The following is a 13,034-nucleotide window of genomic DNA, read 5'->3' as shown; positions in this document are numbered from 1 at the left end:
GGGCATCTTATTGTCTTTTATCAAAACTCTTTACATGCAACATTTTAAACAAACTATATTCAGCGCTTTCTTTGGGTTAGTATTTTTCGCCTCCTGTAAAAAAGATGATGTGAAACCATCCGAAAATACGGGTGTCAAAGCTACGCTGTCTGTGCAGTTCGATAATATTGCGGGCGACAAGAACCTGCAACTCAATACCGGCGCCTATGTGAACGCAGCAGGCGAATCATTTAAGGTATCCCTGCTTCAATATTATATCAGCAATATTAAAGTGCGGAATGCGAGCGGGGAGGAGTTTGCAGTGCCACAGGACAGCAGCTATTTTCTCGTGTCTGAAGCCAGCGCTTCATCTCAATTCGTGAAGGTGAAAGTACCTGAAGGCGATTATCGTACACTGACGTTTACGTTGGGAGTCGATAGTCTGCGCAGCACGATGGATATCAGCCGCAGAACAGGTGTACTGGATCCTTCCGGTGGAATGGAAGGTATGTACTGGACCTGGAACAGCGGCTATATCTTTTTCAAGATGGAAGGCATTTCTGATGCAGCGCCAGCCGATCCTTCCGGGCAGCACAAGTTCCGCTATCATATCGGTGGATTTGGCGGATACAATGCCGTTACTTTCAATAATATCAAAACCATCACCATCGATCTCAATGCGGGTGGTATTGCCAAAGTACGTCAGGGCCGCGAAGCCAATATACATCTGATGGTGGATATTCTGAAGATGTTCAACGGTAGTAAGAACATCAGCATTGCCGCCAACCCAACGGTGATGTTCAGCGAGTTCAGCACCATCGTGGCTAACAACTATACGCAGATGTTCCATCACGATCATACAGAAAATTAAGCCATATGAGTAAGCTGCAATGGTGTCTGCTGGCAAGCCTGGCATTATTCCTGTTTGCCTGTAGTAAAAGTGAACAGATTATCGCTTTCATTGGATTCAGGTCGCCGGCCGGATTCCCGGAACCGGCCTACAAGTTTGCTAATAATCAGGTGACGAAGGAAGGGTTTGAGCTGGGAAGGAAGTTGTTTTATGAACCCCGGTTATCGCGCAATAATACGATCTCCTGCGGGTTCTGTCATATGCAATCTTCTGCGTTCACTCATCACGGGCATGATGTAAGTCATGGTATCGACGACCGGTTGGGGAGCCGCAACTCCCCACCGATCATGAACCTTGCCTGGAACCCTTCGTTCATGTGGGATGGCGGTGTGTTTGACCTGGATCTGCAACCAGTGGCGCCGATCACTAACCCCGTGGAAATGGATGAATCGATCGATAACGTTCTGAAGAAGCTGCGCAACACTTCCGCATATCCCGAATTGTTCCGGAAAGCCTTTGGTAGCCCGGAGATCACGAGTGCGAGGATGATGAAAGCATTGTCGCAGTTTATGGTGATGCTGGTCAGTGACCAGTCGAAATACGACAGCGTCATGCGCGGACAGAATGCTGCTTTTACGGCCGATGAAAAGCAAGGCTACGCCCTGTTTCAGCAGCACTGCAATAGTTGTCACCGTGAGCCATTGTTTACGGATCATTCTTTCCGCAACAATGGTATCGGCGTAGGGCCTAACAACGATGTAGGCCGCTATGCCGTTACACTCCGGGAGGAAGATAAATATGCATTCAAAGTGCCGAGTCTGCGTAACCTGGCCTATACGGCTCCTTATATGCACGATGGCCGCTTCTATTCATTGAAAGGCGTGCTCACGCATTATGTGTCTGAAATAACGGATATGCCTACACTGGATCCGCTGTTGAAGAAAAATGGTAAACCAGGCATTTCGCTGACCGACAAAGAGCAGGATCAGTTGCTGGCTTTCCTTCAAACGCTGAATGACCGCCATTTTATCGATGATAAAAGATTTTCAGAGGAAGCACAATAAATATAACAAGATGAGAAAAGCAATATTACTGACGATATTTTTGTTCTCCGCAGCAGTTGTTACAAAAGCCTGCGATATCTGTGGATGCGGTGTGGGCAGCTATTACATCGGACTACTGCCTGATTTTAAGAAGAAGTTTATAGGGCTCAGATATCAGTACAAAACCCTGCGTTCCCATCTGGGCCCGGGTGGTACCACCTCTTACCTCACTACCGACGAAACTTACCAGACGGCTGAATTGTGGGGTGGCTGGAATATTGGCCGCAGGTTTCGGGTGCTGGGATTTGCACCCGTCAATTTCAACAGCCGCGAAAACCAGGGCCTTACCACCCGCAGATCCGGCCTCGGCGATATTGCGGTGGTAGGCTACTACCAGCTACTGAGCAATCAGCATACTACGCGGCATAACAAGTTGCTGGTACAATCGCTGTGGATAGGCGGGGGCATGAAAGTGCCTACCGGAAAATATGAACCGGCGGAACGAAAGGAGAGTGAAGACACCCCCAATAATTTCCAGCTGGGAACGGGGAGCGTTGACTTTACGCTGAATGCAGCCTATGATATCCGGTTGATGGACCTGGGACTCAATGCCAATGTCAGTTACAAAATCAATAGCAACAACCGGTACGATTATCAGTACGGAAATAAATTCACTGCCAATGTGCTCGCCTATTATAAAATAAGAGTAGCAGAGAAAGTAACGCTGTCGCCCAATGCCGGCGTGCTTTACGAAACAGCTGCAAAAGACCGGGAAGCGAAGAAAATCAATGTCGATGTTTCCGGCGGATATTCCCTGATGGCCACAGCAGGGTTGGAAGCTACCATGGGCAACATCTCTGCAGGTGCTAATTTCCAGCCGGTCATCTCACAACAACTGGCCGACATGAAAGTAAGAGCCGGCAACCGCGCCATGGTACATGTAACCTATTTATTTTAGCATGAAAGCAGACGGAATTGAGCTGATCACCATTGAGGGGAATACCTTCTGGACAGGTAGCCTGGACGCACTGTACGGAAGAATTCCCCGGGCCGGGGAGCCACACAGGCTTGGCTGCTACCTGTTACTGTGCCTGTTTGCAGCAACGGGCACATTGACGGTAGACAATGAAATCATCCCCATTGAAGGAACCGGTGTAGTATGTCTGAAACCAAACAGCATCTGCAGCCTGCCAAAAGGCACAGGGCAGGTAGTATGTTTTACGGAAGATTTTTTCTCGCTGCGCTACAATAGTAATGTGCTCTACCAGTTTTCCTTTCTGGCTAAAGACAGCAGCAACTTTGTAGCACTCAACGGGCATCAGCTGAATAAATGGATACAATTATGCCAGCTGATGGAAGAAGAATTCCTGGCGCAATCGCGCGGGGCAAGAAGAGTACTGCGCTCTTACTTAAACATATTGCTTTGCATGCTGGATCAGCATAGTGACAGGGGCAACAACATCACCCACGCAGACAACAAGGAAGAAAGAATCCGCCAGTTCGAATGGCTGTTGGAAGAGCATTACAAAACCGTGCGGATACCATCATTCTACGCGGCCAGGTTACATATCACCACCAATTATCTCAATAAATTATGTCAGCTATGCAGGAACACGTCCAGTGGAGAGCTGATCAGGAAAAGAGTAGTGATAGAAGCGCAGCGTTTGTTATATCATACGGCGTTATCAGTAACAGAAATAGCTGCCGAGCTGGGATTTGAGAGTATTTCTTATTTTACCACATTCTTCAAAAAGCATACAGGAACATCGCCGGAAGCTTTCCGAAGAATTACGAATTAATAAGAATATTTCCTATTTTGTTCGAACGAACTAAATTATTCAAACCGCTCCATGGATTCCCGCAGAGAATTTTTAAAGAAATCCGTATTGCTTTCCGGCGCTGCCGGCCTGTCAACCATGCTGCCTGCCTCTGTGCAACGCGCACTCGCTATTGATCCGCGTCCCGGCAGTACGTTCCTTGATGCTGAACATATCGTGATCCTTATGCAGGAAAACAGATCCTTTGATCACTGTTTTGGTACGCTGCAGGGAGTGCGTGGTTTCAATGATCCCCGCGCAGCCTGGCAGCCTGGTGCAACACCGGTATGGTTCCAGACTAACGGAAACGGAGATACGTTTGCGCCGTTCAGGCTCAATATAAAAGATACAAAAGCCACCTGGATGGGCGACCTGCCGCATTCCCGGCCCAGCCAGGTAGATGCTTACAATAAGGGTAAATACGACAAGTGGCTGATCGCCAAAAGACCAGGTAATAAAGAATATGCAGGTATGCCGCTTACCATGGGCTATTACACCCGCGAAGATATTCCTTTCAATTACGCCATGGCAGATGCTTTCACGGTATGCGACCAGAACTTCTGTTCTGCAATGACGAGCACCACACCTAACCGGTCGTTTTTCTGGACCGGCAAAATTGTGGAGCCCGTGGATGGTTTGCCCAAGGCACATATCCGTAACGATGACTACAGTTACGCCAAACTACCCTGGAAAACATTTCCTGAAGTACTGGAAGATAATAGCATCTCGTGGAAATTCTATCAGAACGAGATTAGCTGTGGAGGCGGATTTAAGGGAGAAGAAAGAGCCTGGCTGGCGAATTTTGGCTGTAACCTGCTCGAGTTTTTTGCGGCCTTTAATGTGAAGTTTTCTGAACGTTATATCAATGGCCTCCTGCGTCAGGTGGAAACGCTACCCGATGAGATCAATAAACTTCAGGAAGCCAGTCCTTCGTCCGATGATGCGGCGGAAAAGATCCGGACCAGCATCTCTAAAAAACAGGAAGTGCTCGACAATACAACCCGTGAGTTACAACGATGGAATAAAGAAAGTTTTGAGCAACTGACACCTGCGCAGAAAGCCCTGTATCAACGGGCATTTGTGACTAACAGCAACGATCCGCAATACCGGAGCATCACCTCGGTGAGTTATAAGGATGGCAATACTGAAAGAGAAATTACCATGCCTGCGGGAGATGTATTACACCAGTTCAGGACAGATGTAAACAGTGGAAAATTACCCCAGGTAAGCTGGCTGGCCGGACCACAGAATTTTTCAGATCATCCCAGCGCTCCCTGGTATGGCGCCTGGTACGTTTCAGAAATACTGGATATATTAACAGAGAACCCGGAGGTCTGGAAGAAAACCATTTTTATAGTTACCTACGATGAGAACGATGGCTATTTTGATCATGTGGTACCGTTCTCCATCTGCGATAATAACAAACCCGGCACAGGAAAATGTTCAGCTGGTATGGATACGGAAATAGAGCACGTTCGACTGGCACACGAATTAAAACAGGGGGTCAGTGAAAAACAGGCCAGGGAAGCCCCGGTAGGACTGGGATTCCGGGTGCCCATGATCATTGCCTCTCCCTGGAGCCGCGGTGGCAAGGTTTGTTCTGAAGTATTTGATCATACTTCCACGCTTCAATTCCTGGAAACATTTTTCAGCAGGAAACTAAACAAACAGGTGCATATCGATAATATCAGCAAATGGCGGCGCACGATCTGCGGTGATCTTACTTCGGTGTTTAGTCCGTTTACAGCTACCACTCCGGATAAACAGATCTACCTGGATCAGCGGAAGATGGTAGAAGGCATCAATAATGCGCGCTTCAAACCCGCCCCGGGCGATTTTAAGAAAGTATCGGCCAGCGATATCTCCGCTCATCTTAATGGGAAAAAGCTACCCATCCTGCAACAGGAAAAAGGTACCCGCTTATCCTGTGCGCTGCCATATGAACTGCTTGCCGATGCACGTTGGCAGCCCGATCAGGACCAGTTGCAGATAAGTATGCAGGCGGGTACGCAACTGTTCGGCAACCAGTCGGCCGGTGCTCCGTTTACGGTATACACACATCTTCCATTTAAAGATCCTCACTCCGGTGAAACAGATAATGCCCGTAGCTGGGCCTTTGCAGTAGCTGCAGGCGATACTATCAGCTACGAATGGCCTGTCAGCGCGTTTCCGGGCAGGCAATATCACCTGCATCTATGCGGCCCGAATGGTTTCTACCGCGAATTCAAAGGCGCCGCTTCGCATCCCCGGCTCGATATACAGCTTAGTTATGATGTTGCCAAAAAGAAAGCCACCGGAAACATCCTGCTACGTATAGCCAATCACGATAGCACTGCCCACGACCTGATCATCAGCGACAATGCATATAACGGAAAAGACATTCGCCGGAGCATTGCTGCAGGCGCCACCCTCGATCTGATATTGCCGTTGCAGAAAAGCCTGCATTGGTACGACTTCACCGTTAAAACCGCCGCAGTTGACACTTTTAGCCAACGCTATGCCGGCCGGGTAGAAACAGGAGAAGAGGGGAGAACGGATCCATTTATGGGAGCTGCTGTCTGAGAATTACGAATTAGGAATTAGGAATTACGAAATGCATAGGAGATATAAGCGAATAACATAATAATTCGCTTATATCTCCTATGCATTTCGTAATTCCTAATTCCTAATTCGTAATTTCTTTCACCGGTTTCCCCACACATCCATTCGGCATCTGTATATGTAGCATCGCTGCAAGCGTTGCCGCAATATCCGTCATGTGCACGGTTTCGTTGCTGGCGCCATGTTTTACATGCCAGCCCATGAACACAAGCGGAATGTGAATATCGAACGGATTCCAGTTGCCATGCGTAGTGCCTTTCAGCGAACCTTCGAACCATCCGGGTTCAGGTATTACAATAACTGCACCGGTACGTTTACGATTGTAGCCATTAATGGCCATGGTATTGATGGGTTCGGGCAATGGGTTGGTACCAATATTATCGAGGTCGGCAGCGAACTGGATGCCAGGCAGCGCTTCAAAGTAATTGATGCTAGCTTTCTTCACGGCATCGTAATCCAGTTTCGAGGCTGCAATTTTAGCTTTATCAAAGCTGATATGGTAGTTCATGAAGGATGTGGCTAAACCCGCCACACCGAAACGATCACTCAGTATTTTGTTCAGGCCTTCCAGCTGCTTCCTGGTTTCTACCTGACCGGCAGGCAGTTGATGTTCCTGCATGAATTTGATGGCATGAGCAGCGCCATGATCCGCTGTCAGGAATACCAGGTAATTACCTTTGCCCACGCGGCCATCGAGGAACTGGAAAAAAGCAGAGAGGTCTTTATCCAGGCGCAGATAGGTATCTTCCACTTCTATGGAGTTGGGACCGTATTTATGGCCTACATAGTCGGTGGAGGCACAGTTGATTGTCAGGAAGTCGGTAACGGTGTTGTTGCCAAGATCATAGCCTTCCACTGCTGCTTTCGCGAAATCGAGCGTGAGTGTATTACCGCCCGGTGTGGAGCGCAGGTTGTCTGGATCTTTTTTATAGGCTTCTTTCAGGTGATGTGGAAACACGGCGGCCTTTTCATTGGGGAAGGTGCCTTCCCAGCTCACATCGTCCGCAGTACTCTGTATATAAGTATTCATCGGGTACAAGGTTTCCCAGGGCTTCGCCATCAGTGCTTCGGGCTCCTTTTTAGCATTGAAGCGTTTCACCCATTCAGGAAGTTCCTGCATATACCAGGTGCTGGTAATGAAGTTGCCATTGTTGTCGTCGAACCAGAAGGCGCCGCTGGGCGTATGGCCTGCAGGCAGGATAGAGGCTCTGTCTTTCAATGAAACGCCTACCACTTTAGAACGGAAGTTGGTGGCCAGCCGCAGCTCGTCGGTGATGGTGGAGGCCAGCAGGTTACGGGGCGACATGCGGCCGGCGTTGCTGCTGCTGCCTACGGGCTGCACAATCGTATCTTCTGTACAATACCATTTCCTGCCAGTGAGCTGGTCGGGCCAGTCGTTGCCCGTGATCCCATGGATGGCTGGCACACTGCCGGTATAGATTGTGGAGTGGCCTACAGCCGTAAATGATGGAAGATGACTGATATAAGTATTCTCACAGGAAAAGCCCTCTCCAAGCAAACGCCTGAAACCACCTGCTTCATAGCGGTCATAGTAACGGTACAGGTAATCCCAGCGCATCTGATCTACTACTATTCCTACTACCAGCCTGGGATGTTCTGGCTGCTGGGCCGCTGCTGTAAGTCCATGTAACGCGCTAAACGCGCCCAGTACTGCGGCGACCATTGTTTTTGTCATTCCATTCATAATACAGTTTTTTCCATTTTTTGTAGTTCACAACTCCCACCTCGGGAAGCGGCAAACGTAACAAAAAATTAACAAACGACTGCATCTTTATGGTTGAACGGATGTATAAACGAATACGCTGATCCTGTTTTTCGGCCTGTTTTTCCTGAAATCCTGTAAAGTAGCCACCAGCAATAGTCTATCTGCTATGTAGATGTTTTGTAGAGCTGCCTGTAGTAATAGTGTAGCAGTACAAAAGTTGGGCATTCATAACAAACACAGCATCTTTGCAGAATAACCCAATGATTATATATTAAATATTATTCCATATCCGGATTGTTTTTATGAAGCACCTGAAACTCATTGCTCCCTTATTACTCACCTGTGCCCTGGCCCGGGGCCAACAGGTCACGGAAGCCGACTACCTGGGAGAATTCGATGGCACGTTAGCACCAGTTAAGATTCATGGCCAGGAACAATTCCTCCATAGCGCCGGTACAGTGCTGATCGACAAACTCGAGAATATCAGTCTTTATGGCGTGGTAGTGGGCGTAAAACACAATGCCTATGGCGCCATCAGCACTACCGGTAAGGTGATCGCCCCTTTTAAATTTGATGAGGTTACGGTAGAAAATAATAAGGATGATATGTATCCTGCTCAGAGCTATTGCTTTGTTACTGTAAAACTCAACGGCAAATGCGGCGCGATAGATACGCTTGGTAATATCATCTGCCCGATAGAATATGACGACGTAACATCCCTCCATCCCCATCTGTTCAAAATCAGAAAGGCCGGCCGCTGGGGCTGGGGAGAAATAAAAACCGGCAGGATCCTGCAGGCCCCCGTTTACGATGACGTGGATCGGTCGTATGTAATGGATAATGTGGTGGAGATCACAAAAGGAACACATAAAGGGCTTGCCCGCGAAGATGGTACCGTGCTCGTTCCGCCATCTTACAAAAACTTTGAAGCACTCCGCTTCGAAAACGCGTCCTTCTTTGTTTATGAGGAGGATAACGGGAAACTGGGGATCATGGACAGCAACGGAAAAGCGATTACCAAAGCTATCTACGACAAATGTGAGCGGGGCCTGAGCACTGGTACTTTCATGGTGGCCGTAAAAGATCAATGGGGCCTGGCAGATAGCACCGGCAAAGAGCTGCTGCCGCCGGAATACGAGGCCATAAAAGCTTACGGCAGCGCCGCCATTGTGAGCAGAAACGGGAAAGAGGGGATCATCAATGAAGCCGGCAAACTCATTGTGCCAGTGGAATACAACGAAATACATGCTTACAATAATACCAATGGAGAAGCTGCGCAAACGACTATTATATCGGGCAACCAACATATCTTTAAAATGCCCGGCTGGTTTACAGCCCGCAAAAATAATCGCTGGAATTTGTTCGATGCCAATGGAAAACCGCTACTATCGCAGGCCTGCAGCAATATCCATATTGTATCGAATAGTAAGCCGGTCATTGAAATTCAGCTGGCTGACGGCGAAACAGCACTCCCACAGATTGCCGGAGCCCTTGTACTGCCTTTTATCGAGGGCGATTTGCTGGATGAGTATGGCCCCGGTTATCCTTATGATAGCACCAATGCCGGGCCTGTGAAAGCAAACTACCTGGCCCTCTCCCGGAATGGTAAATTCGGCTTGTATAATACCACAACAGGCAAAGAAATTCTTCCTACAGCATACAACCGGATTGAATGGCAAAACAGTTCTCTGCTACTGGTGAGCCAGGGAGAAGATAGCACCGGTATGGCTGATGCCACCGGACGGATGATCAGAAAAATGAAACAGGATGGGTTTTATACCGCCGTAGATACCAACCGCATCGTGGAGCTCAACTATCTCAATGATGGTAACCCTCAAACTACTTTATCAGATCTGGCCGGCAACCTGCTGTATACAGGCACCCACTGGCAGTTTAAGTCGGACAGGTACTCCCGCCTGCTGGTACCTGAAAAGGAAAGACGCGCCCATATCAGCTACAGCGACGGCCTGCTCAAACTTTGGGGGGAACCACGCGCTAATGTCTTCCTGGATACCAACGGAAAAGAGGTAGTATTTAAAGACTATGCGTTTGTTGGCGACTTCTGGCATGGCCTGGCAGTGGCCACTAAAGCAATCAACAGTAAAGAATACTATGGTATTATTAATCGTAAGGGCGACGTGGTATACCCGATTACTGCTGATGATATGTCTGCCTTCGAAGACAACCTGATAACAGTGGTAAAAGACAAATTACAGGGCCTGATCAGGATGGATGGCAGCATTTTCATTCCGCTGAAATATGAACAGATCGACCGCTTCTACCAATTGCCTTATTACAAAGTGCAGAGCGGGGAAAGATACGGTGTGATAGATACCGGCGGCAAACTGGTAATACCGGTAGTGTATAACACTATTAACTACCTGGAAGATGGCCGCTTGTTTGAAGTTGTAAAAGATGGCAAATCCGGGCTGCTGGCGCTGGACGGCAAACCGGTGATCCCCGTGAAGTACGATGAGTTACAAATCAGCCGCGGGTATGAAAAAAACATTTTCCCTGTACTGGTAAAAGAAAATAAGTGGTATTTCTACCTTGATGCACAAGGGAAACAGCTGCCCTACAGATCAACTAAAAGAAAAGGTTATGACGATTAAATATCTCTCCCTGATAACAACATTCGGGTTATTGTTATGCAGCATAACGGGCAGCGCTCAGAAAGGTTCTGCATTCAAAGATGGTGTTGCCCGCGTGGAGAACAACGGCCATAGCTGGTATATTAATGCAGCCGGCGAAAAAATGTTTGATACCATCTTCGGTACCTATCATCCGGCCATCCGGCTGTCGGATGCTGAAATTGATATCAAAGAAGATCAGAAGATGATGCTGGTAAGCACGCAGGATAAAATGGGAGTGGTGAACGATTCGGGGAGATGGCTGCTGCAGCCGGTATACGACTCTATCGAGTTCAGATGGAAATCTCATCTTTATCTTCGCCAGCATGGTAAAGCCACCTATGCCGATAGCTGGGGCAAATTATTACTGCCACTTGAATTTGAAGAAGTGGAATTGCTGAAGGATGATTACTTCATGGTAAAAAGCAACAATAAGTGGGGCGTATATAACATCCGTGAAAAACGTCTGCAGGTGCCTGCTGTGTATGAAGATATCGATTATTGTGGTGGTTGTGGCGCTAAAGGAGATTATGTATTTGCACAGAAAGATGGAAAATGGGGAGTAGTCAGTTTTGAAAATAAAGAGCTGGTTCCTTTCACCTATGAACATGAGCATTTTGCCATGCGTAGTGATAACTGGGTACGCTGTTTTAAAAAGAATGATCAGCCGGTTGTTATAAACATTGCCACCCGGAAAGAATATGCGGAACCGGAGTATACACAGATGGATGTTATCGGAAACGGTATGCTGAAGTTGAAGCACAACGGGCATTTTGGACTGGTGAATGAAAACGGCAGCCAGGTGGCGGATTATATATACGACGATATCAACGATCCCTATGCGGAAGGAACTTATGGTCCGTATTTGTCGGTCACTCAGCATAAAAAAACCGGAATTATAGGGGAAGATGGCAAAGTGATTATACCGCTCTCATACGACGGAGAAATCGGCGGTTTTGCCAACTGTTTTATAGTACCCGTGAATGGAAAATATATCCTCGTGGATTCCGCTGGTAAAAAGCTGCTCGACAGGGAATACAATAATATTTCCGGCGTTAGCGCGGGTAGAGAAACGGATGCCGCGCCGGTATTCATCCTGAAACAACAGGCCTTGTATGGCTTTTATAACCCGGTCAATAAAAAAACGGTAGCGCCGGCCTTCTTCGGCATATCCGTTCATGATTCCGGTGGATTGCTGGAGATGGAGTATCAGGGCAGGAAGGGATTGTACAATGTGGAAGGTGAACAGTTGCTACCGGTTGCATATAGAGAATACGCGGCATTAACACCATCGTTGTATATGGTGAGAGACGGGCGCCTCAAAGGTGTCTATGACATCAGGGCCAAACGGCTGGTGCTTCCAATGGTATTCGAGGAAGCAGACCTGCTCGCCGGCGATAGCAGCCTGATTCGGGTAACAAAGAAAACCCCGGAAGGCAGCTATGTTTATGGCGTTTACAACGGGAAGGGAGAAGTAATTGTTCCGGTGAAATACGGGGGAATATCATTGATAGGAAAAGGCACTTACCTGGTGAGCGATGAAAAGAAGAACGCCACTACCTATGCTTTGTTTAACGCCCGCACCGGCAAATTGGCGCCGTTGCCTTATTCTTATCTTGGTATGCCTGGCGTAGAAGGCCAGGTGGTCGTGGAGAAAAACAACCAGGCAGGGGTGGTCAATGAAAAGGGCGAAGCGGTAATACCCTGTATTTACGAGCGGGTGAAGGCGCTGCCACACGGGATATACCAATTGGTGAAGGGAGAAAAATACGGCTATGCCGATAGTACAGGGAAAGAAATAGTGCCATTGATATACGATTACGACGTTTCCGGCGACATCTCATATGATCTGAACGATGTGTTGTTGCTGACAAAAACAGATCCGCAGGAACAGATACTCAAAATAGGGCTGGCCTCCCTGCAGGGTGTTATCCTTACGCCACCCGTACATGATCGGGTATTGCCCGAAGTTTCCGGCCATGGTTACCTGGTAATGAACAACAGCAAATTCTCCGTACTCAGCCCTGCCGGCAAACCTATATCCCCGCTTAAATTCGATGATATACTGTTGGGAGAACGGGCCGGTTTCGGCGTCGTTGGTATTAAATATAATTTCCCGCTCCTGTGCCGTATTGGAAATACCTGTCAATATTTAACCGCCGATGGCGGGCTGCTTCCGCTGAAGATGTCGGAAACAATCCCCTTTGAAGAAGAAGGGACATGGGGCGCTCCCGAGCTGTAGCGCCCTTAACCTATAGCTTTTAGTCCCTGATAAGCGCTTACCAGGGACTAAAAGCTATAGACTTAATACTGTTTTTTATCTAATTTCCGTATCTTCATCAGATAAGTATCCTAGTACCATTTTACCCCGTTAGCCATATATATGAA

General features: G+C 48.0%; 8 protein-coding genes. 7 read left to right on the top strand and 1 reads right to left on the bottom strand.

The window, feature by feature from the left end:
• Positions 1-34 precede the first annotated feature (34 nt).
• Genes UNH61_RS14345 through UNH61_RS14325 form a run of 5 tightly spaced genes read left to right on the top strand, consistent with a single transcriptional unit; the run spans position 35 to position 6,251 of the window.
• Complete coding sequence (locus UNH61_RS14345) at positions 35-850, top strand: MbnP family protein (protein WP_326992638.1); 816 nt, start codon at positions 35-37, stop codon at positions 848-850.
• A gap of 5 nt (positions 851-855) precedes the next feature.
• Positions 856-1,893 carry a cytochrome c peroxidase gene (locus UNH61_RS14340; protein ID WP_326992637.1) on the top strand — a complete coding sequence of 346 codons (1,038 nt, stop codon included), beginning with the start codon at positions 856-858 and terminating at the stop codon, positions 1,891-1,893.
• Positions 1,894-1,903: 10 nt separating this feature from the next.
• Positions 1,904-2,830, top strand: a complete 927-nt coding sequence (locus UNH61_RS14335; RefSeq protein WP_326992636.1) for a transporter — start codon at positions 1,904-1,906, stop codon at positions 2,828-2,830.
• Between the two features lies 1 nt (position 2,831).
• Positions 2,832-3,671 carry a helix-turn-helix domain-containing protein gene (locus tag UNH61_RS14330; protein WP_326992635.1) on the top strand — a complete coding sequence of 280 codons (840 nt, stop codon included), beginning with the start codon at positions 2,832-2,834 and terminating at the stop codon, positions 3,669-3,671.
• A 51-nt stretch (positions 3,672-3,722) separates the two neighbouring features.
• A complete protein-coding gene (locus tag UNH61_RS14325) occupies positions 3,723-6,251 on the top strand; it encodes a phospholipase C, phosphocholine-specific (protein WP_326992634.1) in 2,529 nt (842 codons plus the stop codon).
• 103 nt (positions 6,252-6,354) lie between these two features.
• Here the strand turns inward: UNH61_RS14325 and pafA are convergent, their stop codons facing one another.
• On the bottom strand, positions 6,355-7,995 hold the full coding sequence (gene pafA, locus UNH61_RS14320) for an alkaline phosphatase PafA (RefSeq protein WP_326992633.1): 1,641 nt from the start codon (positions 7,993-7,995) through the stop codon (positions 6,355-6,357).
• Positions 7,996-8,318: 323 nt separating this feature from the next.
• On the opposite strand from pafA, the gene UNH61_RS14315 reads away from it, so the two are divergent.
• A complete protein-coding gene (locus UNH61_RS14315; RefSeq protein WP_326992632.1) occupies positions 8,319-10,628 on the top strand; it encodes a WG repeat-containing protein in 2,310 nt (769 codons plus the stop codon).
• Complete coding sequence (locus UNH61_RS14310) at positions 10,618-12,888, top strand: WG repeat-containing protein (RefSeq protein ID WP_326992631.1); 2,271 nt, start codon at positions 10,618-10,620, stop codon at positions 12,886-12,888. Before UNH61_RS14315 ends, UNH61_RS14310 begins: the two co-directional genes overlap by 11 nt.
• The last annotated feature ends 146 nt before the right edge of the window (positions 12,889-13,034 follow it).

Origin of the sequence: Chitinophaga sp. 180180018-3, from assembly GCF_037893185.1 — a bacterium.
Taxonomy (GTDB): domain Bacteria; phylum Bacteroidota; class Bacteroidia; order Chitinophagales; family Chitinophagaceae; genus Chitinophaga.
The sequence above is the reverse complement of the archived record's forward strand: the minus strand, read 5'-3'. Positions and strand labels throughout refer to the sequence as shown.